24 protein-coding genes are annotated in these 23,944 nt (G+C 68.6%); 10 read left to right on the top strand and 14 right to left on the bottom strand.

Annotated features, from left to right (window positions below; translation table 11 throughout):
- Window positions 1–34 precede the first annotated feature (34 nt).
- Window positions 35–562 carry a hypothetical protein gene (locus ACIG5A_RS31185; RefSeq protein WP_397246589.1) on the bottom strand — a complete coding sequence of 176 codons (528 nt, stop codon included), beginning with the start codon at window positions 560–562 and terminating at the stop codon, window positions 35–37.
- 9 nt (window positions 563–571) lie between these two features.
- Window positions 572–2,155, bottom strand: coding sequence for an FAD-dependent monooxygenase (locus ACIG5A_RS31190; protein ID WP_397246591.1), 1,584 nt, complete (start codon window positions 2,153–2,155; stop codon window positions 572–574).
- A gap of 95 nt (window positions 2,156–2,250) precedes the next feature.
- Here ACIG5A_RS31190 and ACIG5A_RS31195 point away from each other — a divergent pair, with 95 nt between their 5' ends.
- From ACIG5A_RS31195 to ACIG5A_RS31215, 5 genes are all read left to right on the top strand, one after another.
- Window positions 2,251–2,841, top strand: coding sequence for a TetR/AcrR family transcriptional regulator (locus tag ACIG5A_RS31195; RefSeq protein WP_397246595.1), 591 nt, complete (start codon window positions 2,251–2,253; stop codon window positions 2,839–2,841).
- 132 nt (window positions 2,842–2,973) lie between these two features.
- Window positions 2,974–4,365, top strand: a complete 1,392-nt coding sequence (locus ACIG5A_RS31200) for a cystathionine beta-synthase (RefSeq protein ID WP_397246597.1) — start codon at window positions 2,974–2,976, stop codon at window positions 4,363–4,365.
- Window positions 4,366–4,472: 107 nt separating this feature from the next.
- Window positions 4,473–4,928: a winged helix-turn-helix transcriptional regulator gene (locus ACIG5A_RS31205; RefSeq protein WP_397246599.1), complete on the top strand. Its 456-nt coding sequence runs from the start codon at window positions 4,473–4,475 to the stop codon at window positions 4,926–4,928.
- Between the two features lie 130 nt (window positions 4,929–5,058).
- A complete protein-coding gene (locus tag ACIG5A_RS31210) occupies window positions 5,059–6,534 on the top strand; it encodes a flavin-containing monooxygenase (RefSeq protein WP_397246601.1) in 1,476 nt (491 codons plus the stop codon).
- 153 nt (window positions 6,535–6,687) lie between these two features.
- A complete protein-coding gene (locus ACIG5A_RS31215) occupies window positions 6,688–7,827 on the top strand; it encodes an AbrB family transcriptional regulator (protein ID WP_397246603.1) in 1,140 nt (379 codons plus the stop codon).
- A gap of 20 nt (window positions 7,828–7,847) precedes the next feature.
- Here ACIG5A_RS31215 and ACIG5A_RS31220 read toward each other — a convergent pair whose 3' ends face one another.
- From ACIG5A_RS31220 to ACIG5A_RS31245, 6 genes are all read right to left on the bottom strand, one after another.
- The gene (locus tag ACIG5A_RS31220; RefSeq protein WP_397246605.1) at window positions 7,848–8,297 is read right to left on the bottom strand and encodes a DUF4254 domain-containing protein; all 450 of its coding nucleotides are present in this window, start codon (window positions 8,295–8,297) and stop codon (window positions 7,848–7,850) included.
- 201 nt (window positions 8,298–8,498) lie between these two features.
- Window positions 8,499–9,032 (bottom strand): DUF6529 family protein, encoded by a 534-nt coding sequence (locus ACIG5A_RS31225; RefSeq protein ID WP_397246607.1) that lies wholly within the window; start codon window positions 9,030–9,032, stop codon window positions 8,499–8,501.
- 4 nt (window positions 9,033–9,036) lie between these two features.
- Window positions 9,037–10,281, bottom strand: coding sequence for a hypothetical protein (locus ACIG5A_RS31230; RefSeq protein ID WP_397246609.1), 1,245 nt, complete (start codon window positions 10,279–10,281; stop codon window positions 9,037–9,039).
- Window positions 10,282–10,315: 34 nt separating this feature from the next.
- A complete protein-coding gene (locus tag ACIG5A_RS31235; protein WP_397246611.1) occupies window positions 10,316–10,741 on the bottom strand; it encodes a plastocyanin/azurin family copper-binding protein in 426 nt (141 codons plus the stop codon).
- Window positions 10,738–11,235: a nuclear transport factor 2 family protein gene (locus tag ACIG5A_RS31240; protein ID WP_397246613.1), complete on the bottom strand. Its 498-nt coding sequence runs from the start codon at window positions 11,233–11,235 to the stop codon at window positions 10,738–10,740. The genes ACIG5A_RS31235 and ACIG5A_RS31240 overlap by 4 nt, the downstream gene beginning before the upstream one ends.
- Window positions 11,236–11,354: 119 nt before the next feature.
- Window positions 11,355–12,962 carry an HD domain-containing phosphohydrolase gene (locus ACIG5A_RS31245; RefSeq protein ID WP_397246615.1) on the bottom strand — a complete coding sequence of 536 codons (1,608 nt, stop codon included), beginning with the start codon at window positions 12,960–12,962 and terminating at the stop codon, window positions 11,355–11,357.
- Window positions 12,963–13,222: 260 nt separating this feature from the next.
- Here ACIG5A_RS31245 and ACIG5A_RS31250 point away from each other — a divergent pair, with 260 nt between their 5' ends.
- Window positions 13,223–14,098 carry a hypothetical protein gene (locus ACIG5A_RS31250; protein WP_397246617.1) on the top strand — a complete coding sequence of 292 codons (876 nt, stop codon included), beginning with the start codon at window positions 13,223–13,225 and terminating at the stop codon, window positions 14,096–14,098.
- Between the two features lie 53 nt (window positions 14,099–14,151).
- Here the strand turns inward: ACIG5A_RS31250 and ACIG5A_RS31255 are convergent, their stop codons facing one another.
- Both ACIG5A_RS31255 and ACIG5A_RS31260 read right to left on the bottom strand, forming a co-directional pair.
- On the bottom strand, window positions 14,152–14,514 hold the full coding sequence (locus ACIG5A_RS31255; protein ID WP_397246619.1) for a DUF6401 family natural product biosynthesis protein: 363 nt from the start codon (window positions 14,512–14,514) through the stop codon (window positions 14,152–14,154).
- A 106-nt stretch (window positions 14,515–14,620) separates the two neighbouring features.
- Entirely contained in the window at window positions 14,621–15,796 is a 1,176-nt protein-coding gene (locus ACIG5A_RS31260) for an acyl-CoA dehydrogenase family protein (RefSeq protein ID WP_397246621.1), read from the bottom strand.
- Between the two features lie 234 nt (window positions 15,797–16,030).
- Between ACIG5A_RS31260 and ACIG5A_RS31265 the strand changes: the two genes are divergently transcribed.
- Window positions 16,031–17,173, top strand: a complete 1,143-nt coding sequence (locus ACIG5A_RS31265; RefSeq protein WP_397246623.1) for a cystathionine gamma-synthase — start codon at window positions 16,031–16,033, stop codon at window positions 17,171–17,173.
- 99 nt (window positions 17,174–17,272) lie between these two features.
- Here the strand turns inward: ACIG5A_RS31265 and greA are convergent, their stop codons facing one another.
- Complete coding sequence (gene greA, locus ACIG5A_RS31270; protein ID WP_397246625.1) at window positions 17,273–17,767, bottom strand: transcription elongation factor GreA; 495 nt, start codon at window positions 17,765–17,767, stop codon at window positions 17,273–17,275.
- A 304-nt stretch (window positions 17,768–18,071) separates the two neighbouring features.
- Window positions 18,072–18,506 carry a DUF4307 domain-containing protein gene (locus ACIG5A_RS31275; RefSeq protein WP_397246627.1) on the bottom strand — a complete coding sequence of 145 codons (435 nt, stop codon included), beginning with the start codon at window positions 18,504–18,506 and terminating at the stop codon, window positions 18,072–18,074.
- A gap of 122 nt (window positions 18,507–18,628) precedes the next feature.
- Here ACIG5A_RS31275 and mca point away from each other — a divergent pair, with 122 nt between their 5' ends.
- From mca to ACIG5A_RS31290, 3 genes are all read left to right on the top strand, one after another.
- Window positions 18,629–19,495, top strand: coding sequence for a mycothiol conjugate amidase Mca (gene mca, locus ACIG5A_RS31280; protein WP_397247957.1), 867 nt, complete (start codon window positions 18,629–18,631; stop codon window positions 19,493–19,495).
- Window positions 19,495–19,755 (top strand): hypothetical protein, encoded by a 261-nt coding sequence (locus ACIG5A_RS31285; protein ID WP_397247959.1) that lies wholly within the window; start codon window positions 19,495–19,497, stop codon window positions 19,753–19,755. Before mca ends, ACIG5A_RS31285 begins: the two co-directional genes overlap by 1 nt.
- Before the next feature lie 198 nt (window positions 19,756–19,953).
- Window positions 19,954–21,267 carry an FAD-binding oxidoreductase gene (locus tag ACIG5A_RS31290; protein WP_397246629.1) on the top strand — a complete coding sequence of 438 codons (1,314 nt, stop codon included), beginning with the start codon at window positions 19,954–19,956 and terminating at the stop codon, window positions 21,265–21,267.
- Between the two features lie 101 nt (window positions 21,268–21,368).
- On the opposite strand, the gene ACIG5A_RS31295 is transcribed toward ACIG5A_RS31290, so the two are convergent.
- Window positions 21,369–21,773 carry a VOC family protein gene (locus tag ACIG5A_RS31295; protein ID WP_397246631.1) on the bottom strand — a complete coding sequence of 135 codons (405 nt, stop codon included), beginning with the start codon at window positions 21,771–21,773 and terminating at the stop codon, window positions 21,369–21,371.
- A gap of 240 nt (window positions 21,774–22,013) precedes the next feature.
- Complete coding sequence (locus ACIG5A_RS31300; RefSeq protein WP_397246633.1) at window positions 22,014–23,621, bottom strand: TROVE domain-containing protein; 1,608 nt, start codon at window positions 23,619–23,621, stop codon at window positions 22,014–22,016.
- Between the last annotated feature and the right edge of the window lie 323 nt (window positions 23,622–23,944).

Consider the following 23,944-nt stretch of genomic DNA (forward strand, 5'->3'; position numbering starts at 1 on the left):
AGCGGCGCCACGCGCGCCGCCGTCGCGCGTGGGATCAGGCGGGTGCGGCGGGCGGTGTGGGTTCGGCCGGTGGTGTGGGTTCGGCCGGTGGTGGCGGTGGCGGGGCGGGGACATAGATGGAGCCGTGGGCGGGCAGGCTCGCGGTGTCGGTGGTGACGGTGATGTCGACGTGGCCGGGGCCGGTGTCCTGGAACAGTGAGTACTGGATGCTGCCGTAGATGCCGGTGACCACGTTGTTGTCGAAGACGCCGGTCGCGCCGGTGGTGGTGTTGCGCCAGGAGACCCTGGTGCGCACCTCGCACAGCGGCGCGAGCGGATAGTCGCCGGGGCCGATGCCGCCGACCGGGTTCGCCCGCACGTTGACGATGGCGCGGCCCGGCCAGTCGGGGCTGGTGTCGGCCCAGGTGCGAATGCTCGTCCAGCACAGTCCGCCGTGGGCGAGCGTTGGCACCTGGGGGAATTCGACGGTGGTCGCATGTGCCGCTGACACGGATCCGACGGTGGCGACGATCGCCGAACCGGCGAGAACAGTGGCGGCGCGGGCAACATTCGGCAGCCTCATGCGGGCATCTTAGCCGCGGTCCGCCGATCGGCACGGGGTGTAGAACCGGTCCAGGTAGGCGTCGAGACCGTCGAGATCGTCGGCCGCGCCGAGATATCCGCAGTGACCGTCGGGCCGTATGAGCAGCAGTTGCGACCGGCGCACCCCGTATCTGGCGCGCTCCGGCGCCGGTACGGTCCGCACCGGGATCAGGACCGCGTAGCGAGCGAGGAGCGCGTCGATATCGGCGCGCCGCGCGAGCGCGTCCCGATCGTCGAATACCAGCAATTGGTGGCCGAGCCCGCCGGTGCGGTCCGGGACGCGATCGCCGGGACGAAGCCCCGACCGTGCCGTCCCCGCCACGGCCGGGCTGTCGCGATAGTTGATCCAGGTTTGCGAGAAGAGCCCGAAAACCGCCGCGCGCAGCGGGCTTACGTGATCGATCAGCCGCAGCGCCGGGGTGAGATGGGCGCGTATCCAGTCGGCCAGCGGATGCCGCATGGTCTCGAAGACGAAGCCGCGATCGGCGCCGCGCAAGATCTTTCGGGCGATCGGCGCGCGTTCGGTGTGGTAGGACTCCAGCAGCGCGGGCCGTGCGAGTCCGTGTGCGGTCAGCGCGAGTTTCCAGCCGAGGTTGACGGCGTCGCCGATGCCGAGGTTCATGCCCTGACCACCCGCCGGGCTGTGGATGTGCGCGGCGTCGCCGATCAGGAAGACGTCGCCGACGCGGAAGTGCGCGGCGATCCTGCTGTGCATGCGGAACAGCGCGGTCCACTCGGCGTCCTCGACGCGGGCGTCGACGCCGAAATAGTCCGTGAACCACGCCTGGATGTCGGGCACCGAAACCTGGGAGTACGCCTCGTGTGTCGCGTAGGTGCGGTGGTCCGTCGGCGCGAGTTCCGGCGGCACCGCGCCGAACAGGCGGTATCGGCCGTCACTGAGCCGGAGCATGCCGACGGAGCCGCCCCTGGTGAGGTTGAGGCGGATGGTGCCGTCCGCCAGCGGTGATTCGGGGGCGAGGTCGAGGTCGACATCGGCGAGCAGGCCGGTTTGCTGATAGGTGCTGCCGGTGAATTCGAGGCCGAGCGCGGCGCGGACCGCGCTGTGCGCGCCGTCCGCGCCGACCACCCACCTGGCCGAGACGGTGTGCGCGCCGCCGGCGCCGCCGAGGGTCACCTGCGCGCCCGACGGCGTGTGCGTCATGGACACCATGTCGGTATTCCATTCGACCGTCCGGCCGTATCCGGCCAGGCCGCGGAGGAGCAGCGCTTCGGTGTGGTCCTGTTCCAGCGCGAGCGCGAACGGAAAGGGCGTCCGTGCCGCGAGCCCACGCCCGGCGAGCGGGAACGACGCGGCCTTGCGCCCGCTCTGGCAGATCTCCATCCGGGTGATCTTGCGTCCCTGCGCGATTGCCTCGTCGGCCAAGCCGAGCAGGTCGAGCAGCTCCAGGGTGCGCACGTGCACGATGGCCGCCCGGGATTGGCGGATCGGACCGGGCTTTCGATCCACGATCCGGAAGTCGACACCGTGTGCGGCCAGTATCGAGGCCAGGACCAGGCCGGACGGACCGGCTCCCACGATCAGGACATCGGTGTGTGCGGTGGATTCCGCCATGACAATACCTTCGTTAGTAGACGTCAACGTTCACTATTGCTGAGCAGAACAGTAGGGCGTGAAGATTAGATACGCAACCGTCTACTATTGGCGGTGTGGCACAGCGGACGGAGGCGGCGCGCACGCGCCGCCGTGGCTCGAATCTCGAAGCGGCGCTGCGTGATGCGGCGCTGGCGGAACTGGCCGAGGTGGGCTACGCCGGGCTGACGATGGAGGGCGTGGCCAAGCGCGCCGAGACCGGGAAGGCGGCGCTGTATCGGCGCTGGCCCTCGAAGGCCGAGCTGGTCCTCGACGCGTTGCGGCAGGTACTGCCCGATCCGCGCACGGCGGGCCCGGCCTCGGCGCTGCGCGCGGGTTTCGTCGCGGCGCTGACCGGTATGGCCGATGTGCTCGCCGGCCGGACCGCCGCGCCCGGCTTCGGTGTCCTCGCCGAGATCTCCCGGGTGCCCGAGCTGCGCAATGCCTTCGCCGACGCGGTGATCCGGCCGCGGATGCGCTTCATGCAGGAGCTGCTCGACGCGGCCGTGGAGCGGGGCGAGATCGCGGCCGCGGTGGTGACGCCGATGACCGTGCGCGTCGGCCCCGCGCTGGTACTCGAAACGTTCATGCACACCGGTGAACCGCCGCCGCCCGAGGAGCTCGAGCTGATCGCCGACACCGTTCTCAGGCCGCTCGGCATGCGATGACCGCTCACTCGGCGGCGTGCGCGAACGCACAGTGATGGATCGGCGTCGTCGGTGCCCTGCGTGGTTACGCTGCGCTGCCGCCTCCGGGCCCGTCGGCAACGCCGCAGGACACCTTCTGGAACGATGGGGGCCATGCGCATCGCGGATCATGTAGTGGACCTCGTCGGCAACACGCCTCTGGTCCGGTTGAACTCTGTGGTGGAACGGGAGGCCGGTCTGGTCGCGGCCAAGATCGAATATCTGAACCCGGGCGGTTCCTCCAAGGACCGGATCGCGGTGAAGATGGTCGACGCGGCCGAGAAGTCGGGCCAGCTGAAGCCCGGTGGCACCATTGTCGAACCCACCTCGGGCAATACCGGCGTCGGCCTGGCGCTGGTCGCCCAGCAGCGCGGCTACCGCTGTGTATTCGTCTGCCCCGACAAGGTTTCCGAGGACAAGCGCAACGTGTTGCGCGCCTACGGCGCCGAGGTGGTCGTCTGCCCGACCGCCGTCGCGCCGGAGGATCCGGCCAGCTATTACAACGTCTCCGACCGCCTGGTCCGCGAGATTCCCGGCGCGTGGAAGCCGGATCAGTACTCCAACCCCGGCGGCCCGGAATCGCACTACGAGACCACCGGCCCGGAGATCTGGCGCGACACCGAGGGCAAGGTCACCCACTTCGTCGCGGGCGTCGGCACCGGCGGCACCATCACCGGCACCGGCCGCTACCTCAAGGAGGTCTCCGGCGGCAAGGTGAAGATCATCGGCGCCGACCCGGAGGGCTCGGTCTACTCCGGCGGCACCGGGCGGCCGTACCTGGTCGAGGGTGTCGGCGAGGACTTCTGGCCCGCCGCGTACGACCCGGCCATCCCGGACGAGATCATCGCGGTCTCCGACGCCGATTCCTTCGATATGACCAGGCGCCTCGCCCGCGAGGAGGGCCTGCTCGTCGGTGGTTCCTGCGGTATGGCCGTGGTCGCGGCCATCGAGGTCGCCCGGCGCGATCCCGACGCGGTCGTGGTGGTGCTGCTGCCCGACGGCGGCCGCGGCTACCTGTCGAAGATCTTCAACGACCAGTGGATGAGCTCCTACGGCTTCCTGCGCACTCGGCTGGACGGCAGCACCGCCGAACCGCTCGTCGGTGACGTGCTGCGCGGCAAGTCCGGCGAACTGCCCGATCTGGTGCACACCCATCCGTCGGAGACCCTGCGCGACGCCATCGAAATCCTGCGCGAGTACGGCGTGTCGCAGATGCCGGTCGTCGGCGCCGAACCGCCGGTGATGGCGGGCGAGGTGCGCGGCAGCGTCTCCGAGCGCGACCTGCTCTCCGCGGTCTTCGAAGGCCGTGCGCACCTGACGGATTCGGTCGAGCGGCATATGAGCCCCTCGTTCCCGCTCATCGGTTCCGGCGAGCCCATCTCCGCCGCGACCAAGGCGCTCTCGGATACCGACGCGCTCATGGTGGTCGAGGACGGCAAGCCCGTCGGCGTCATCACCCGCCACGATCTGCTCGGCTTCCTGAGTACCGGCACCATCGGCCACTGACCCGGACGCGAGCCGGCGCCGCGCACGGAATGCCGTGTGCGGCGCCGCTTATCACACAGTGACGCGCGATCGGTCGTCGCACCCGAAGTCGCCGATAAGATCGGGTGATGCGTTACGAGGAACTTTCGGCTATTCCCTGCACGATCACGCGCCCGCTGGTGATCTTCGGCGACCGCTGGACGCTGCTGGTGTTGAAGTTCTCGTTCTCGGGCGTCCGGCGCTTCAACAAGTTTCAGGACGCGCTGGGGATTTCCCGCAGCCGCCTGCAGGACCGCTTGGACCGGCTGCTCGAACACGGCATCCTGGAGAAGCGTAAACAGGCCGACAGCGCGTACGAGGAGTACCACCTCACGCCGAAGGGGTACGACATCTACCCGATCTTGATGGCGATCAAGAACTGGGGCGACGAGTACACGCCGTCCGACGGTCCCGTCGTCCATTCCATGCACAGGGACTGCGGCGGCGAGGTGCATGTTCACCTCGAATGTGATTCGTGCGCAGCGCATCTCACCGCGAGTGAGATCGTGCCCGAGATCCGGCCCGGTAAGAAAGCGGCAGGCTGAGCCGGCGGCGCAGGTCCGCTGGACGAACCTATTCAGTGCCGAAATGAGACCACTCCCGTTATGCTCTGTCCTGAAGTCGAACGGCCGATGAGGGCCACTGGCGACTGCGGAACGTCGATGGAGCTACCAGGTGGGCAAGCCGGAAATCGCCATTATCGGTGCGGGCTTCGGCGGGCTCGCCGCCGCGATCGAGTTGAGCCGCAACGGTATTGATAGTTACGAGGTGCTGGAGCGGGCCGACGAGGTCGGCGGCGCGTGGCGCGCCAACACCTATCCCGGTGCGGCATGCGATGTGCCGTCCGCGATCTACTCCTACTCCTTTGCGCTGGAACCGGATTGGTCCGCGCGGTTCAGCACCCAACCGGAGATCAAGGACTATCTGCACCGGTGCGCGGACGATTACGACGTCAGCTCGCACATCCGCTTCGGCACCGAGGTGGTCGCCGCGACCTTCGTCGACGACCGCTGGCAGCTGGAGTTCCAAGACGGCCAACGGCGTACCTACGACGCGGTGATCACCGCGACCGGCCTGCTCTCCCGGCCGAGGATCCCGGAATTGTCCGGGCTGGAAACCTTTTCCGGCGTCTCGTTCCACTCCGCCGAGTGGAACCACGACGTCGACCTCAGCGGCAAGCGGGTGGTCGTCGTCGGCAGCGGCGCGAGCGCGATCCAGGTGGTGCCCGAGATCGTCGACGACGTCGCCGCGCTGACCGTGGTGCAGCGTTCACCGAACTGGGTGATGGATCGGCACAATTACGGGCGGAGCCCACGGGTGCGCGCACTGCTGCGCCGGTTCCCGATTCTGCCTCGGCTGCAACACAATCTGGAGTTCCTCTGGCACGACGCGCGGGCACCGCTGATCTATCGGCGGCTCGATCCGCTGCGCGCGGGCATGCACCTGTGGATGCGCATGAAGATCCGGCGTCAGATCAAGGACCGTGAGCTGCGCGCCGCGGTCACCCCGAATTACCTGGCGGCGTGCAACCGGCTGCTGATGTCCAACGACTGGTTTCCCGCGCTGGACCGTGCGCACGTGAACACCTATCGGCAGGGCATCGACCGGGTGACCGAGCACGGCATCGAACTGTCCGACGGCACCGCGGTCGACGCCGACGTCATCATCTGGTGCACCGGCTTCACCCCGGACGAATACCTGGCGCCCATCGACATCACCGGACGCGACGGCCGCAAGCTGCGCACGGAATGGAAGGCGGGGCCTGAGGCCTATCTCGGGGTCGCGGTCTCCGGGTATCCCAACTTCTTCATGCTCTACGGACCGGGCACGGTGTCCAGCGTCAACTCCGTCATCTTCATGCTGGAGAAGGAGGCGAGGTACGCGCGAATGCTGGTGCAGCGCATCGCCGAAACCGGCGGCTGGCTCGACGTCAGGCAGGACAGGCAGGACGAGTACAACGCCGACCGGCAGCGGCGGCTGGCGACGACCGTCTACGCCGCGGGCTGTCCGGGCTGGTACGCCAAGGACGGCAAGGTGTTCGCGCCATGGCCCGGCTCGCACACCTCCTTCGCGCGGGCGACGCGCACCGTCGACTTCACCGCGTTCGAGCACGGCGGCGTGCGCGCTGCCGTGGCGCGCATCGATAGCTGACCCGGAATCGGGGCGCGTGCCCAGTCGTCGACGCGCCCCGGTTTCCCGCCCTATGCAGGGGATTGACCCCTGCGCCGCGCATCACATCTTTCGTTAGCCGGGATAACGGTGCCGTAACGGGTTGTTCACTGGCGGCTGCCAGCATCGGATGGTATGAGTCGGTGGCGAGTGATCGGTTGGGTGGCGCTGTTCTTCGCGGTACTTGGTGCCGCGGAGGTACTCGATCGGTTCCGCTTCCCCGCACCACAGATGATCCTGGCGATGGTGGTCGGCGCCGGGCTCGCGCTCGCCGGGCGGCTGCCCTCGAAGATGCCGAGGGAGATCTCGATCGGCGCGCAGGCGATGCTCGGTGTGCTGATGGGCAGCTACCTGGAGATCTCGCTGCTCGGCTCGATCGGGCTCGCGCTGATCCCGGTGCTCGCCGTCACTATCGCGACCCTGGTGCTGAGCGTGCTCGTCGCGCTGGCCTTCGCGCGAGTGGCCGACGTCGAGCTGCCGACCGCGACGCTCGGGCTGCTCGCCGGCGGTTCGGCCGCGGTGGTCGCCTGCGCGGACGAGATGGACGCCGATCCGCGCCGCGTCGCGTTCATGCAGTACCTGCGGGTGGCGCTGGTCGCGCTGAGCGCACCGGCGCTGGCGGCGATCCTCGACGACGGCGACCGTGTCGCCCGCGTGCCCGCCGCGGTGACCAGCTCCGTCACCGATCCCGATCTGCCGCACTGGATGGTCGTCGGCCGTGGTGATCAGGTCGCCGGGCTGTGCATCGCCGTGGTGCTCTGCCTCGTCGGCATCAAGCTCGGCAGGCGGCTGGGGCTGCCGAGCCCGGCGCTGATCGGGCCGATGCTGATCACCGCGCTGCTGACGGCTCTGGGCCTGAGCCACGGCTACGCGCCGACCAACCTGTTGAAGGAATCGCTGTTCGTCATCATCGGTTTCGAGGTCGGCACCCGCTTCACCAGGACCGTCGTGGTGGAGATGGCCAAGATGATTCCCGGCATGACCCTCACCATCGTCGTGCTGTCCGCCGCGGTCGGCGCGCTGGCATTCGTCGTCGCGGCCTTCGTCGACCTCGAGCTCTCCGATATCTACCTGGCCACCACGCCGGGCGGTATCAACGCCGTGCTGGCCACCGCGGAGTCCATGGACGCCAACCTGCCGCTGATCGCCAGCGTGCAGAGTATCCGCCTGCTGCTGATGATGCTCGCGCTGCCGCTGCTGTTGCGCGGGCTGCGCTATCTGCGCGACCGCCGCGCGAATTCCGAAGAGCCGCAACGGGAACTGGTCACGCACTGAGCCGCGTCGATCGGCGTCGGCTACGCGGGGCGCCTGCCGCGTACCCGCTCGCGTGCCGCGCCGAGAAGCAGATCGGTCCATTCGTCGGCGATCAGCGCGAGCCGATACCAGGCGGCATGCACGCGCGCGTCGGAGACCTGCTCGGCGGTGTACAGCAGGTGGCTGGCGTGCACGTGCGCGGCCGCCATCCGATCGATGGTCGCGCCGACGGATTGGGCGTGGATATGCGCGGTGGCCTGCCTGTGCGGCACGTGCTCGACCACCCAGTTGTCCAGTGTGGCGACAAGTTCCGCTCTGCGGCAGTCGATTCCGGCGGCCGCGAGTGGATCGAGCTGCCGCTGCCTGTGTAGTTCGGCCAGCGCGTGCGCCCACCCGGTCACCGGATTCTCCGCCGTGCCCAGCTGTCCGCCGAAAGCCGCCACCAGTGTGCGTTGATCCGGCAGATTCCTGGCCGTGGTGTGGACGAACATGGCGATCTCCTGAGCGACAGGCAGTCCCGGTAACCGGGTGTCGCGATAGCATGCCCCTCTTACCCTGTCCCGTTGGTGACACGAAGATGGCACCTCGGTGACGGCCGGTAACAATGTTCTGCCAGCGGTTATCGACGGGCCGTGAGGAATACCGACCAGTTCATTCTTCGACGAATTGTTCAGTCGGACACCATGATTCGTTCACCTGCCGAAGCCGAAGTTGTCGAACCACCAGAACGAGGCGAGTGCCCACGCGAGGACGAAGGAGCCGAAGACCAGCCCGCCGAGCACCGGCAGGAGCCAGCCCGGCGTATTGCGCAGTCGCAGCGTGAGCATCTTGCTGGCGAAGGCGCCATAGAAGACGCACCCCGCGATCGAGTGGACGATCGTGCGCGTCTCGGCGTTCGCGCCGAAGCGGAAACCGAAGGTATAGAGGCAGTAGAACGCCACCGGCAGGCTCAGCGCGAACGCGACCGTGCCGGCCAAGCGGTGATACAGATGTACCACCCGTCCCGCGCGCCAGCGGTAGATCCAGACGGCGGTGAGCAATTGACCGCAGATCAGCAGTAATACCAGGCTGCTCAGATACGCCTTGAAGGCCTCGGGTCCGGAAAACCCCCACGTGGGTAGGGGATTGGTGCCCGGCCAGTAGTAGGTGCCGAGCATACCGAGCGATACCGCGACCGCGGCGCCGGTGAGCAGTACCGGCACCGCGATCAGTGGGCGAGCGGACATGACGTCAGCTCAACTTCTTGTTGTCGGCGATGCCACCGGCCAGGATCGCCGCCGTCATCGGCATGTGGTGGCCCGCCTCGTCCAGATTCTGGAACAGCTTGCCGTCGCCTGCGACCAGCGAGTCGATTGTCGCGAAGATCGACGCCACATGGGGTTTCAGCTCGTCGGCCACGGCCTGCGCCGGAAGTTCGGCCACCACCGAGTTGATGAGCTGGCCGAACGAGGAGCGGTAGCCGTCGAGGTCGGTCTTGGCCTTGTCGACCTTGGCCTGGTTCTTGGTTGCCTTGCCGAGGGTGTAGTCGACGAAGAAGCCGATGTGCTGGCGCCAGGAGTCGAGGAACGGCTTCTCGGCATCCGGATACGCCGAGCCGACCGCCTTGGACAGTGCGACCGAATTCTCGTCGACCGCCGCCACCGCCGCCTTCACGCTCGGCTCGTTCAGGTTGCCGCCCTTGGCGACCGCCTGCGCCAGCGCGATCGCCGCCAGGTCGACGTGGCTGGTCAGCAGGTAGGTCAGCTGGGCGCGTAGCTCCGAACCCTTGGCCGCCGGATCACCGGACAGCTTCTTGTTCTTCGCGATGCCGCCCGCCAGGATCGACGCCGTCATCGGCATGTGATCGGCCGCGTCGACCAGTGTCGAAAAGGCCTGACCGTCATTGGCGACCAGCGAGTCGATGGTGGAGAACAGGCTGGCCACATGGGGTTTCAGCTCGTCGGCCACGGCCTGCGCCGGAAGTTCGGCCACCACCGAGTTGATGAGCTGGCCGAACGAGGAGCGGTAGCCGTCGAGGTCGGTCTTGGCCTTGTCGACCTTGGCCTGGTTCTTGGTTGCCTTGCCGAGGGTGTAGTCGACGAAGAAGCCGATGTGCTGGCGCCAGGAATCGAGGAACGGTTTCTCGGCATCCGGGTAGGCGGCCCCGACGGCCTTGGACAGCTCCACCGAATTGTGGTCGAGCGCGGCGACGGCGGCCTTCACCGTCGGGTCGTTCAGGTTGCCGCCTTTCTCGACGGCGAACTTCAGCGTGATCCCGGCCTGGTAGACGTGCTGGGTGAGCAGGTAGGTCAGCTGGGAACGCAGCTCGGCCGCATCGGTTTTCGTCGTGACCGCGCCCGCGGGTGGTGCGGGCGCCGCGGTCTGGGTTGCCGGGATCGGCTGGTTCGCCGGTGCCGCGGTCTCGCTGCCGCACGCGGTCAGTACGAGCGCCGACGCCGCCATGGCGGCGACCAGCGCGGTGCGGGTCTTGTGCACGGTTTTCTCCTGAAAAATAGTGTGGGGTAGTCGATTACGCGGTGACGGTGACTTCGCCGCGCATGCCTTTGTGAATCGAGCAGTAGTAGGTGTAGGTGCCGGGCTTGTCGAAGGTGTGGGTGACGTTCTGGCCCTTGCGCAGCGGCTTGTCGATCACGCCGTCCGGGTTCTCCGAGGTGCGCAGGCCGTCGCCGCCGAGGGTGAACTTGCCGGTGGTCACGGTGTGCGCCAGCGAATCCGGGACCTCCCAGGTGACGGTGGTGCCCACCTTCACGGTCAACTTCTCCGGTTCGAACTTCAGCAGCTTGGTGTGTACGGTCGCGGCGGCGCCGGGCGCGCCCGCTGGTGCGGCGACGCTCGGCGCACTCGGGGTGGACGAGCTGCCACAGGCGGGCAGGATGATGAGCGACGCGGCGGCGAGTATCCCGAAAGTGCCGCGCGCCAAGGCATTGCGCGTCATCGCTCGGCACCGGCGCGCAGCCTGAGCAGGAACCCGGTGATCACCGAGCCCTGACTGTGTACCGTGTCGGCGCCCGCGTTCGCGGCGATCACCTTGGCGGTGTCGGCGTAGGTGCGGAAGCGGATCACCTGGCCTTGCTCGTCCAGGGTCCACAGATGTAGCTGTTCATCGGCCACCCGGCCACCGCTCGGCAGCACGGCGTCGAGCCGCAGTTCGACGGCGACCTGGCGCCCCGCGCCGACGATATCGATCACCTTCAGCTCCTTGATCTGCCAATCGGCAAGCAGGGCAAAGAATTCGGCGACCTGGGCGGGGCCACGGCGCGGGCGCATGTGGCCGACATCGACACTCTGCGCGCTGTTGTCGTGCCAGTCCGCGTCCCAGCTGACGTCGTCGCTGAGCTGATCGAGGATGTAGGCGATATCGCCGTGGTGGAAGGCTGCGTAGATCGAGCCGACGATGTCGGCGTAGGGCGGTTTACAGGTTGCGCACATACGGCACTCCGTGCTGAATTCGCTGGATGGGAGTCCCCGCCGGCGAGCGGGTGGGGTGCACACATGGTTGCCCCGGCGGCGACCGGCTCACATCGGTCGATCGACCTATTCGGGAGATCTCAGCCGGGCAGTAGGCCGTTTTCCATCGCGAAAACGGCGGCGCCCGCCCGCGTGCGGCGGCCGGTCTTGTCGTAGATATGCGCCAGGTGGTGGCCGACGGTGCGTTCGGAGACAACGAGTTCCGCCGCGATCTGCCGGTTGGACAGGCCACGCGCGGCCAGGCGCAGCACGTCGACCTCGCGGTCGGTCAGCCCGCACGGCCATTCGGTGCGCGGCGGGCGCAGTCCGGCGGCCTCGATCACCGCGGCGCAGGCGTCGCGGTCGAGCGTGCCCGCCGACGCCTCGGCGGTCAGCTGGGCCGCCGCCTCGCTCGGCTTCGCCGCGGGCCGGTACGGGCGCGGTTCGGTCATCGCCGCGAAAACATCGGCGGCGGCGAGCAATCGGGCGGCGGGGGACAGGTCGTGCACCCGGACCCCGCGGTGGTATCCGCTACCGTCGAGCCGCTCGTGATGGCCCGCCGCGAGATCGGCGAGATCGCTCAGCCCCGGGCAGCGCCGCAGTACTCGATCGGTCCAATAGCTGTGCAGCCGAACGCGTTCCCAATCGCCGGGACCGAGCGGGCCGGGACGATCCCACACCGCGCTCGACACACCGGCCCTGCCGATATCGTGCAGCAGCGCGGCCGCGCGCAATGCGGCCCGCTCACCGGTCTCCATGCCGGACAGTTCCGCGGCGGCACCCGCCAGCCGCGCCACATGCGCCGAATGACCGAGCAGGAAGCGGCCTTTCAGATCGACGACGATGGCGAGCGCCAGGCACAGCCGATCCCGCTCCGCAGGCCGGATCAGCGTCGGCAGCCCCGGTTCCGCGGCGACGACGGCCGCGAGCAGATCGGGTGCGTCCAGCGCGCGCCACACCGCCTCCGGTTCGTCGGCGAAGGCCGCGACCAGGTCCGGATCGAGGTGGCCACCGGCGCGGCGGCGTACCTCGTCGAGCGCGTCGGTCCGCTGCGGCCACGGTCCGCCACGGGGCCGCCGGTTCGTCGAATGGCCGGGCTCGGTGCGCGCCGCCGGGGTGAACCCGGCGCTGGCGCCGAACGCGATCACCGCTTGCTCGGCCAGATGCAGCACCCGGCCCGCCAGCGAGATCGCCGCGCCGCGGCGCCGATCGGGCGCGCCGAGCCCGTCCCAGCGCTCCTTCACCTCGGTCAGCGCGAGCACCGCGCCCTCGGGTAGTCCGAGCCGCGGCCCGAGCGCCCTGCTCACCTCACAGACCGAGCGCACCGCGAACGGCGCGCCCTTCGGCGCCTCGGTCACGTATCTGGTGCGCATCGCCGTTTGCCCGGCGGGCGACCAGTTGCCGAAATGCCGCATCTGCTCGGCGAAGACCGCCGTGTCGCCGGGATCGAGCACGTGGAAGGCGCGCTGGAAGGCGATGTCGTCGGCGTAGGAGTCGGCGTTCTCCGGCGCCCGGCTGGTGCAGCCGACCGCGCCGAGCAGTGCGGCGTGGAACACCACCCGCCGGTCGTTCTCGTCCATTCCGATCCGGTCGGCGAGCGCGGTGGCAACCAGGCAGGTGGCCAGGCCCTTCTCGAACGGCATGCCGGTGGCCAGATCGGTCGTCAGTGAGAGTGCCGCGAGCACCTCGGTGACCCGGATGGACGACATCTTCCGACAGTAGCCGCCCGGTCGACGCCGTGGGCCAATTCGATTCCGGCCGTTGCGAATCGGCGCCTCCGGCGCTCCGCGTGCGCCACGAACGGAGCGCGGCGCGCCGACGCGGCGAATAAATCGGCCCTTACGTTCGATGATCGAATTTGGCAAACTGTTCGCAAATGTGAGATTCGAGTGATTGCATAGGGGTATAACCGCGCTGGAAATCGCCTGGGCAAACGCTTAGGCGCAATCGGATAGCGAAGGGAAGTGCCGTGCACACCTCCAGTTTGGCTGTCGATTGGCAGGGGGGCCTTTCGGACGCGTGGAGTTCGGTCGCCACGTTCGTCCCCAAATTGGCCGGTTTCCTGGTCATCATGCTCGTCGGCTGGATCATCGCGAAGGTGGTCTCGGCGATCGTGAGCCGCGTACTCGACCGGGTCGGCTTCGACCGGCTCGTCGAACGTGGCGGGCTGCGGCAGATGATGTCGCGCAGCCGCTACGACGCCTCCGACCTGCTGGCGAAACTGGCGTACTACGCGATCCTGCTGATCGCGCTGCAGCTCGGCTTCGGTGTCTTCGGGCCGAATCCGATCAGTTCGATGCTCGACGGCATCGTCTCGTGGTTGCCCAAGGCGGCCATCGCGATCGTCGTTGTGGTGATCGCGGGCGCGATCGCGCACGCGGTCCGCGACATGGTCACCAACATGCTCGGCGGGCTGTCCTACGGCGCGATGATCGGCCGGATCGCCTCGGTGTTCATCTGGGGCGTCGGCATCGTCGCCGCGCTGAACCAGGTCGGCGTCGCGACCTCGGTGACCATGCCGATCCTGATCACGGTGCTCGCCACCATCGGCGGCGTGCTCGTCGTCGGTGTCGGCGGCGGCATGATCCGGCCGATGCAGGAGCGCTGGGAGGGCTGGCTGAGCGGGCTGGAGCAGGAGATGCCGACGGTAAAGGGGCATGCCGAGGCCTATCAGCGCGGCCGCGAGGATGTCGCGCGTGAGCAGCTGTGGATGGATCAGCAGGCCGCCCGCGGGCAGCAGTGGCCGCAGGGGCAGCAGATGGCGGGCGGATATCCGCAGCAGCAGGGCGAATACATGCAGCAGGGTGAGTACATGCAGTACGGCGATCCGCGCGAGCGGCGCTGAATCGTCGTCCGATCGCGTCCGCCGTGGCCCATGGCCGCGGCGGACGCTGTCGTCTAGACGGCCTGCCGGGAAGCGTGCAGGCAGACGCCGGCCAGGCGCAGCTGCAGCCAGCCGGCCCGCGCCCAGCCGCCGAGGTCGTCGGGCGCGCTGCCGGTCATCGCGGTCGCGGTGGCCTCGACCTCGTCGAGCAGGCCGCGGACATATCCCGCGAGCAGCACGCTGGCGGGCACCGTGGTCGACTCCTCGACACCGAACTCGAGAATGTCGCGCACCGCGGCGGCGTGCTGATCCAGCGTGGCGAGTAGTGCGGGCATTTCCGCGGCGGCCGCGAGCGCGGGCACTCCGTGCGTTGCGTGCAGGCGAGTCAAAATCCGACGCGCCGACACTTCGAGCAACGCGGGGCCGAGCGAGAACATCTTCCGATGCTAGCAACCGTCCAGAATTTATGAAACTGTGACGTTTGACCTATTCGCATTGTCCGATTCGTTCGAATTCAGCAAACTCGCCCGGCGAATTCCGTTGTCAGCGAAACGCATTGGCGTCGGTGAGGGCCTTGCCGAGCACCAGTTGATGCACCTCGGCCGTGCCCTCGTAGGTGAGCACCGACTCGAGGTTGTTGGCATGGCGCAGCACCGGATAGTCCAGGGTGATGCCGTTGGCGCCGAGGATGGTGCGGCACTCGCGGGCGATGGCGATGGCCTCCCGCGTGCTGTTCAACTTGCCCGCGCTGACCTGTTCGGGCCGGATCTCGCCGCGATCCTTCAACCGGCCGAGCTGAATGGCCAGCAGCTGTCCCTTGCCGTACTCGAGCGCCATATCGGCCAGCTTCGCCTGGGTGAGCTGATAGGCGGCCAGCGGCTTGTCGAAAACCTCTCGGGTCCGCGCGTATTCGATGGTCGCGGCCAGGCAGTCGCGTGCCGCGCCGAGCGCGCCGAAGATGATGCCGAAGCGCGCCTCGCTCAGACAGGACAGCGGCGCGTTCAGGCCGTGCGATTCCGGCAGGACGGCGTCGGCGGGCAGGCGCACGTCGTCGAGATCGAGTTCGGCGGTGATGGAGGCGCGCAGCGAGAGCTTGCGGTGCATCTCGCGCGCGGTGAAGCCCGGCGTGCCCGCCGGCACCAGGAAGCCGCGCACCACCGGCTTGCCTTCATCTTCGGTGTAGGCCCACACCACCGCGACATCCGCGACGGAGCCGTTGGTGATCCACATCTTCGAGCCGTTGAGCACCCAGTCGGTGCCGTCCCGCTTCGCCCTGGTGCGCATACCGCCCGGGTTGGAGCCGAAATCGGGTTCGGTGAGCCCGAAGCAGCCGATGGCGCGCCCGGCCGCCATCTCGGGCAGCCAGCGCTGCTTCTGCTCCTCGGAGCCGAACTTGTGGATGGCCGTCATCGCCAGCGAGCCCTGCACCGACACCATGCTGCGCACGCCCGAATCGACCGCCTCCAGCTCCTGGCAGGCCAGCCCGTACTCGACCGCCGACATGCCCGCGCAGCCGTAACCCTCCAGGTGCATGCCGAGCACGCCGAGCTCGCCGAGCTCGGGCGCGATCTCGCGGGCCGGGAAGGTACCGTCCTCGAACCAGTCCGCGATATGCGGGCGCAGCCGCTGGGTCGCGAAAGTCCGCACGGTGTCGCGGATCTCGCGCTCGTCGGCGGAAAGCAGGGTGTCGGTCGCGAACAGTTCATCCACAGTCAGCATGGCGTCAGCCTAATTGGGGATCCGTGACCGCGAGACCGGAGTCGTCCATCATATTCTTCGGTCTTTGCTTACTCTGGCAGTACAAAGACCGGCTGCCGTTGGTGATGGCAGGAAGTATTTGGAGGGCGATCGTAGTGTGGTGGCTGAACCGCGCCGGGGTGCGCACCCGGGTCGACCTCTTGATTCGGCCAGGCGGCCAGTTGCCGAAAAGTGGCACCCAATTAGGCTGTGATCATGAGTGAGCTGGGATTCTCCACACGGGCCGTACATGCCGGATTCGATCCCGATCCCCAGACCGGTGCGGTGAACGTGCCCATCTACGCGAGTTCGACGTTCGCCCAGGACGGCGTCGGCGGACTGCGCGGCGGATTCGAGTACGCGCGCACCGGCAACCCGACCAGGACCGCGCTCGAGGCCAACCTCGCCGCGCTCGAATCGGGTAGCTACGGGCGGGCATTCGCGTCGGGCATGGCCGCCACCGACTGTGCGCTGCGCGCCACGCTGCGGCCGGGCGATCACATCGTCATCCCGGACGACGCCTACGGCGGCACCTTCCGGCTGATCGACAAGGTGTTCAGCCAGTGGGGCATCGAGCACTCGCCCGCACACGTATCCGATATCGACGCGGTGCGCGCCGCGATCCGCCCCAACACCAAGCTGGTGTGGATCGAGACGCCGACCAACCCGCTGCTCAGCATCGGCGATATCGCCGCGCTGGCCGATGTCGCGCACACGGCGGGCGCGAAGCTCGTCGTCGACAACACCTTCGCCACCCCGTACCTGCAGCAGCCGCTGCTGCTCGGCGCCGATATCGTCACCCACTCGACGACCAAGTACCTCGGCGGGCACTCCGATGTCGTCGGCGGCGCGCTGATCACCAACGATGCCGAGCTGGACGCGGCATTCGCCTTCCTGCAGAACGGTGCGGGCGCGGTGCCCGGCCCGTTCGACGCCTTCCTCACCATGCGCGGCATCAAGACGCTCGCGCTGCGGATGGAACGGCACAGCGACAACGCCGAGCGGCTGGCCGAATTCCTGACCAGGCACCCGGCCATTTCGCAGGTCATCTACCCGGGCCTGCCCGAGCACCCGGGCCACCTGGTCGCCGACAAGCAGATGCGCCGCTTCGGCGGCATGATCTCGGTGCGGCTGCACGGCGGCGTGGACGCGGCGCGCGAATTCTGCTCGCGCACCAAGGTCTTCACGCTGGCCGAATCGCTCGGCGGCGTGGAATCGCTGATCGAGCACCCGGCCGCGATGACCCACGCCTCCACCGCGGGCTCCCAGCTCGAGGTCCCCGCCGACCTCGTCCGCCTGTCCGCGGGCATCGAGGACGCCGCTGACCTGCTCGCCGATATCGAGCAGGCCCTGGGCTGACCCGCAGCACGGCATGACAAAGCGGCCGCCCCGGCAATCGGGTGCGGCCGCTTTGTTGTTCGGGGAGTCTCGGCCCGGCAGAGCGCGGGGCCGTGCGCGTCAGCTGTGGTAGGGCTCGGCGCTGATCAGCGTGACCTTCATGGTCTTGCCGTTGGGCAGCGTGTACTCGCGGGTGTCGCCGACCTTGGCGTCGATGAGCGCGCCGCCGAGCGGCGAGTTCGGCGAGTAGGTCTCCAGCTTGGAGTCGTTCAGGCCCTCTTCGCGGGTCGCGATGAGGAAGGTTTCGGTATCGGACTCGTCGCCGTCGTAGTAGACCTTCACCACGGAGCCGGGCAGCGCGACGCCGGACTTGGTCGGCGCGACGCCGACCTTGGCGTTGTTCAGCAGCTCCTGCAGCTGGCGGATGCGCGCCTCCTGCTGGCCCTGCTCCTCGCGCGCGGCGTGGTAGCCGCCGTTCTCCTTGAGGTCGCCCTCTTCACGTCGTTCGTTGATCTCGGCAGCGATGACCGGACGATTGGCGATGAGCGCGTCGAGTTCGCCCTTGAGCCTGTCGTGCGACTCCGGGGTCAGCCAGGTCACTTGCGTCTCAGTCATCTCGATCACTCCCTAGTAGTTGTTCCCGGCGTGAGCCGGGATTCCCTGATAAGCGTCCGCCGGGCATACGCCCGACCAGCGCCCTTCGCTGCAGTACCCACCAGGAGCGCAGGCACGCACCAGTTGACGGCTGGAGCGATCCTGGGAAGTTCTTCGAACCCCGACGGAACTGACAGCGCTGGCCGCCAATGCAGCAAACACGGCTCCGAACCCCGGAACCGTGTGTCAGGCCATTTTAGCATGAATCGCAAACATGCAGGTCGGAGTTCGTTTTCCCGGGGAGGAGTGCGGCAAAAGCCGCGAATCACCCGGCCCGGAGGTATTTGGGCACCTGATCAGTGCAAGCGTAGATGCTCCCCGAGGAGGGGCGCGAGGAGGAGCGGACGGTGGTGGACACCTCGACGGTGCCGCTGGCCGACGGCTCGATCAGCACTTCGCGGCGGCCGACCTCGACGGTGTCGCCGTTCATCGCCCTGACGAAACACACCACGGGTTTGGCGGGATCTTTACGGGTGACCTTCAGCCGGACCGAGAGCGTCGAGTCGTCGACCACGACATAGCCGAGTTGTTCCGACTCGATGTCCTTCGGGCCGTACTTGTCGTATCCCAGGTAGGCGACGCCGAGGCCGGCCAGCACCACGACAACCCCGAGTACCAGTGGAAACCAGCGCGGCAGCTTGCGCGGCGCCGCGCCGTACCGGTCGGCGCGCAACTGTTCGCGTGCGGCTTGCTCGCTCATGACAGTGTCGCTCCCGGGGGGTACGTCGGAACAAAAGTAGGTCGAATGGAACTATAGGTAACGAAGACCAGACACCCGCGAGCGAGAGCGATGGTGAACGAGACGTGAGTGGCCTTCGCCTCATGGCGGTGCACGCCCACCCCGACGACGAATCCAGCAAAGGTGCTGCGACCACCGCGCGTTACGCCGACGAAGGACACGACGTCCTGATCGTCACGCTGACCGGCGGCGAACGCGGCAGCATCCTCAATCCCGCCATGGACACCCCCGGTGTGCTCGAGCGGATCGAGGAGGTCAGGCGCGAGGAGATGGCGGCCGCGGCGGCCGCGCTCGGCGTGCGGCAGACCTGGCTCGGCTTCGTCGATTCCGGACTGCCCGAGGGTGATCCGCTACCACCGCTACCCGAGGGCTGCTTCGCGCTGGTACCGCTGGAGGAGGCCGTCGAGGCGCTGGTGCGCGTCGTGCGCGAGTTCCGGCCGCACGTGATGACGACCTACGACGAGAACGGCGGCTACCCGCACCCCGACCACATCCGCTGCCACGAGGTGTCGATGGCCGCGTTCGAGGCGGCGGGCGATCCGGAGCGGTTCCCCGACGCGGGCGAGCCGTGGCAGCCGCTGAAGATCTACTACGACCACGGATTCTCGATGGCGCGCCTCGACACCTTCGCCGAGGAGTACGAGCGGATCGGCGAGCCGTTCCCGCTGCAGGAGTGGCTGGAGCGGATGCGCACCTACCGGCAGGGGCGCCCCGACGGGATGACCAGGGTCACCACCCGGATCGAATGCGCCAAGTACTTCCCGTTGCGTGACGACGCCTTGCGCGCGCACGCCACGCAGATCGATCCCAACGGCGCCTTCTTCGCGATCCCGCTGGAGATGCAGCAGCGGCTGTGGCCCACCGAGGAATTCGAGCTGGCGAAGTCGCGGGTCGAGAGCGCGCTGCCGGAGACCGATCTGTTCGCGGGCATCGAGGACGAGTACCGGTGATGATGGTGCTGCTCGCCCAGACCCCGGGCACTCCTACCGGACCCGAGTTCGGTAAGGCGTCGCCGCTCGGGCTGGTGATCATCCTGATCCTGCTCGTCGGCACGGCGCTGCTGGTGTGGTCGATGAACAAGCACATCAAGGGCCTGCCCGCGACGTTCGAGCCCGAACATCCGGAACCGGACCAGGAAGCCGACGAGGGCACCGAACACGGTGTCGTGCGCCGCCCGGAATCCGATTCCGGCATAACCGAATCGAGCTGACCCGCTCGATCGGCCCGAGTACCTCGGCATCCCCGGATCCGGCAACGGATTCGGGGATTTCTCGCGTGGCGACACCGGCGTGACCGAGCACACAGCCCGCGCTGTTTCCTTTTGCCCACCCGCATTCGTCAAGGGAGTGTGGGCGCGCAGCACTTGCCGTCCAGACATCCCAGCGAACAGCGGAGTGAGGACAGGGCAATGGCATTCGAGGATCTGCGGCGCAGGCTCACCGGCCGGGTACTGGTACCCGGTGACGAGGGATTCGAGCAGACGGCGCGGCCGTGGGCGCTCGCGGTCAGCCAGCCGGTCGCCGCGGTGGTCGACGCCGCGAACGCCGACGACGTCGCCGCGGTGGTCTCCTACGCGCGCAGGGCCGGTATCGCGGTGGCCGCGCAGCCGACCGGCCACGGCGCGGCAGGCGGCCTCGACGAGGCGATCCTGCTGCGCACCGGACAGCTGAGCAAGGTCGACGTGCATGTCGAGCGGCGGGCCGCGCGGGTCGGGGCAGGCGTGAATTGGGGCCAGCTGCAAGCCATCGCGGGCGAGCACGGGCTGACGGGATTGGCGGGCAGCAACCCGGCCGTCGGCATCACCGGGTACACGCTCGGCGGCGGATTCGGCTGGTTCGCGCGCAAGTACGGCTGGGCCTCGGATGCGGTGCGCGCCTTGGACATCGTCGACGCGGACGGGGTGCGGCGCACGGTGTCGGCCGACAACGATCCCGAGCTGTTCTGGGGATTGCGCGGCGGCGGTGGCGATTTCGCCGTGGTGACCGGTCTGGAGTTCGACCTGTTCCCCGTGCCCGCACTGTACGGCGGCAGGCTGGTGTGGCCCGGCGCGCGGACCCGTGAGGTGTTCGACGCCTTCCAGGAGATCACCGCGGTGGCGCCGGACGAGTTGTCACTGTGGTTCTTCCGCGTGCAGTTCCCGGAGGCGCCGGCGATGGTCGGTGTCGATACCGCGTTTCTCGGCGGCGCCGAGGAGGGGCGCGAGCTGCTGGCCCGGCTCGACGCGCTCGGCGGCGCGGTACAGGACACCCGCACCGTGCTCTCGCCCGCCGATATCGGCGCGATCACCGCCGAGCCGACCGATCCGGCGCCCGCGCTGTCGCGGGCCGAGGTGCTCACCGATGTCGGTGACGCCGTGCTGAAGACGCTGCTCGACGATCCGGTCGCGCCGCTGGTCAACATCCAGATCCGCCACCTCGGCGGCGCGCTGTCGCGTGCTCGCCAGGACGGCGGCGCCCGCGGCCCCATCGCCGAGCCGTACCTGGCCTACCTGCTCGGTCTCGGTCTCCCGCACCTGGCGGACGCCGTTCGTGCCCGCTTCGCCGAGGCCGCCGAGGCGCTGGGCGCGCACACCGCCACGCACAAGCCGTTCACCTTCCTGGCTCCCGGCGAATCCGCGGACGCGGCCTTCGACGACGAGCGGACGGTGTCGCGCCTGCGCTCGCTCAAGCGCGCCCGCGACCCGCAGGCCGTAATCCGCTCGAACTACCCGGTCCTCGGCTAGCACCCTCCACCAGCTCCGGCGACCTCCGCCGAGCGCAGTCGAATGGCCCTTCGACACGCCGTAACCAGGGGCCATATCACTGCGCTCGGGGGAACGCGGCGCTAGCTTGCAGGTCCCGGCGGGCCGAGCAGGTCCCAGCGATTACCGGCGATATCGCGGAAGACGGCCACTCGGCCGTAGGGCTCGTCGCGGGGAGCGGAGACGAATTCCGCTCCCGCGCGGGCCATTCGGTCGTAGGCGGCGGTGAAGTCGTCGACGCGGAGGAAGAACCCGACCCGCCCGGCCGCCTGGTGTCCGATTGCGGCGCTTTGGGTTTCGCCGTCCGCGCGGGCCAGCAGAATCCCGGTCTGTGCATTGGGCGGCCGGACGACGACCCATCGCTTGGCCCGCCCGTCGTTGGTTTCGGCGGGCGAGTCCTCGACGAGCTCGAAGCCGAGGACTTCGGTGAAGAAGGTGATCGCCGGATCGTAGTCCTCGACGATGATCGTGAACAGGTCGATGTGCATCACGCGACCTTAGGTGTGGGAGCACCCGAGTTCGAGACGGCTACGGGTATCGCTCCACCCTGGAGCCTCCAGCCTTTTCGGGCCGGGCGGGACTCGAACCCGCTCACCTTGTCAGGAAGTAACCGTTGCGCGCGCACCGGGTGCTGTTCCACGATAGCGCCCGAACTTCCGGCAGCCCAATCGAATTCGGACCCTTGCCGCTCGGCCTGGGCCGAGACGCATGGGGTCTCGGCCCAGGGTTCAGAACGGCCAGTCGGCGGCGTGGCCTGCCTCCAGTAGCGGGATCATGGCGAATGCCGCGTCCGTGAGGCCGCCGAAGGTGTGGCGGTACGGGCCGCCACTGGGGGAGTGGCCGTACCGGTAGCCCGCCAGATTCCAGGTGTAGAGCGGAACCCGCTGGGGCACAGCCTCGTTCACGTCGCCGGTGGCCTGCTCGTCGGTGATGACGACGACGCGGTCCTGTCCGGTGTAGTGCGCGCGCACCGCGGCCGGGGTGTCGGTGCCGTAGCCGATGAAGTACTCCTCGTCGCGCCAGCGCTGCACCGCCCGCAGCAGCGGCTCGGCTGGCCGCTGACGAAACACCTTGCTGAGCGGGTACATCCGATCGCCCCACACGCCTTCGCAGGAGTACGAGACGACGTCGGCGTGCGCGCAGCGGGCGGCGAGGGCGAGGCCGAACACCACCGCCGCGTCCCAGCGGCGCAGCGTCCCGTCCCGCGAGAAGCCGGAGTCCATGGAGCCCGAGGTGTCGACGAGCACCAGCGTCCGGCCGGGCAGTGCGGGCACCGCGGACAGCGCGTGACCGAGCGCGACCTCGAGCGCGTGCCCCCAGCGCAACGAGGGCGCGGCACGGTAGGCCGAAAGGAACCGCATCGGCAGCTGCCGCGAGCGTGCCACCTGCTCCGGATCGGCCAGCCCGGCCGCCACCTCGGCGGCGACCGCGTCGCTCACCCCGGCCTGGTCGAAATTGCGCAGGTTGCGCAGCCGCGCCATGTAGCCCATGGACGGGATGAGCGCCTCCCAGACGGGTGCGTCCATCGGGCCCTGCAGCCAGCCCGCCACCGACTCCCAGGTCATACCCGCCGCGCGCAGCGTGATTCGCGCCTGCTCGGGATCATCGAACAGGGCACGGCGCTGTTCGATCGGCCGGGCCATCAGCTCGGCGCGGGCGCGCAGCACCGCGAGCTCGGCGGGCAGTCCGACGACCCGGTTGCCCCGGCGTCGGTCGATGGCGTGCGCGAACAGCTCGCCCTGCCAAGGCTTTTCGGCCGATGCGGTCGGATGGGTCAGCTCGATCACGTCGCCGAAGCGGAAGCTGTGCGCCGCGCCGTCCCACTTGAGCAGCGCGCGTTCGTCGTACAGCCTGCGCACGGCGTCGGTGACGCCGCGCTTGACCGGCTTCGGGAGCGCGCGGCCGTAGGTCGAGGTCCAGTAGCCGAGCAGTTCGCCGGGCTCGTCCGCGCGCCGCAGCACCGAGTCGATCACCTGACGGGACAGGCCGGGCTCGCCCGCGTCCAGGCGCGCCCTGGTGAACTCGGCGGCGCCGACCAGGGCGGCGCTGCGCATGCCCGCCTCGGTGCGCAGCCAGCGCAGGAAGCGTGCGGTCCAGTCCGGATCGGCGAGCGTCGCCGCGCGCACCAGGGCGGCGTAGCGGTTGTCGCGCTGATCGGCGGACTCGTAGAAAGCGTTCTCGCCCACCATGTTCGAGACAGCGAGCAGGAACAGCTCGCCCTGTGTGGTGCGTGCGTAACCGGCGCCGTCCTCGTGGGTGTGACCGGACGGTGTCGCCTCCCCGACGACGGGTGAGGACGCCGCGCGAGGTACGCGCGCCGGGTTGAACTTGCTCATCGGAAATTCCCCCATGACAGACGGGGGCGGCACGTGCGGACGGCCCGAGGTCGAAGGTCGACGACGGTACGGGCGATATGACCTCTATTCCACCACCGCCGGAGAGACGGTGCGGGAGTCGAACCCGCGCGGCCCGGAGGTCATTCTGAAGTAGCCGTTGTCTGCGCACCGGGCCGGTGCACGTGACGCCTCCCGAGATCTTGATGTACCCGCGGACGTCCCCTGTGTGGTGGAGAAGTAGCCGCCGGCGACGCACCGGGAGGTGCGATGTAGTTGTGGCGCACCCGAGTTCGAATCGATGACGGTACGTGCCGCTCTGCCGA

This window comes from Nocardia sp. NPDC052566 (assembly GCF_044547285.1).
GTDB lineage: Bacteria > Actinomycetota > Actinomycetes > Mycobacteriales > Mycobacteriaceae > Nocardia.

Coding starts and splice junctions, on each gene's coding strand:
- ACIG5A_RS31265 (WP_397246623.1), top strand. CDS start 16,031: ATGAGTGAGCTGGGATTCTCCACACGGGCCGTACATGCCGGATTCGAT.
- ACIG5A_RS31215 (WP_397246603.1), top strand. CDS start 6,688: ATGAGTCGGTGGCGAGTGATCGGTTGGGTGGCGCTGTTCTTCGCGGTA.
- ACIG5A_RS31185 (WP_397246589.1), bottom strand. CDS start 562: ATGAGGCTGCCGAATGTTGCCCGCGCCGCCACTGTTCTCGCCGGTTCG.
- ACIG5A_RS31260 (WP_397246621.1), bottom strand. CDS start 15,796: ATGCTGACTGTGGATGAACTGTTCGCGACCGACACCCTGCTTTCCGCC.
- greA (WP_397246625.1), bottom strand. CDS start 17,767: ATGACTGAGACGCAAGTGACCTGGCTGACCCCGGAGTCGCACGACAGG.
- ACIG5A_RS31190 (WP_397246591.1), bottom strand. CDS start 2,155: ATGGCGGAATCCACCGCACACACCGATGTCCTGATCGTGGGAGCCGGT.
- ACIG5A_RS31245 (WP_397246615.1), bottom strand. CDS start 12,962: ATGTCGTCCATCCGGGTCACCGAGGTGCTCGCGGCACTCTCACTGACG.
- ACIG5A_RS31285 (WP_397247959.1), top strand. CDS start 19,495: ATGATGGTGCTGCTCGCCCAGACCCCGGGCACTCCTACCGGACCCGAG.
- ACIG5A_RS31220 (WP_397246605.1), bottom strand. CDS start 8,297: ATGTTCGTCCACACCACGGCCAGGAATCTGCCGGATCAACGCACACTG.
- ACIG5A_RS31300 (WP_397246633.1), bottom strand. CDS start 23,621: ATGAGCAAGTTCAACCCGGCGCGCGTACCTCGCGCGGCGTCCTCACCC.
- ACIG5A_RS31225 (WP_397246607.1), bottom strand. CDS start 9,032: ATGTCCGCTCGCCCACTGATCGCGGTGCCGGTACTGCTCACCGGCGCC.
- ACIG5A_RS31240 (WP_397246613.1), bottom strand. CDS start 11,235: ATGTGCGCAACCTGTAAACCGCCCTACGCCGACATCGTCGGCTCGATC.
- mca (WP_397247957.1), top strand. CDS start 18,629: ATGGCGGTGCACGCCCACCCCGACGACGAATCCAGCAAAGGTGCTGCG.
- ACIG5A_RS31205 (WP_397246599.1), top strand. CDS start 4,473: ATGCGTTACGAGGAACTTTCGGCTATTCCCTGCACGATCACGCGCCCG.
- ACIG5A_RS31200 (WP_397246597.1), top strand. CDS start 2,974: ATGCGCATCGCGGATCATGTAGTGGACCTCGTCGGCAACACGCCTCTG.
- ACIG5A_RS31295 (WP_397246631.1), bottom strand. CDS start 21,773: ATGCACATCGACCTGTTCACGATCATCGTCGAGGACTACGATCCGGCG.
- ACIG5A_RS31255 (WP_397246619.1), bottom strand. CDS start 14,514: ATGTTCTCGCTCGGCCCCGCGTTGCTCGAAGTGTCGGCGCGTCGGATT.
- ACIG5A_RS31235 (WP_397246611.1), bottom strand. CDS start 10,741: ATGACGCGCAATGCCTTGGCGCGCGGCACTTTCGGGATACTCGCCGCC.
- ACIG5A_RS31275 (WP_397246627.1), bottom strand. CDS start 18,506: ATGAGCGAGCAAGCCGCACGCGAACAGTTGCGCGCCGACCGGTACGGC.
- ACIG5A_RS31290 (WP_397246629.1), top strand. CDS start 19,954: ATGGCATTCGAGGATCTGCGGCGCAGGCTCACCGGCCGGGTACTGGTA.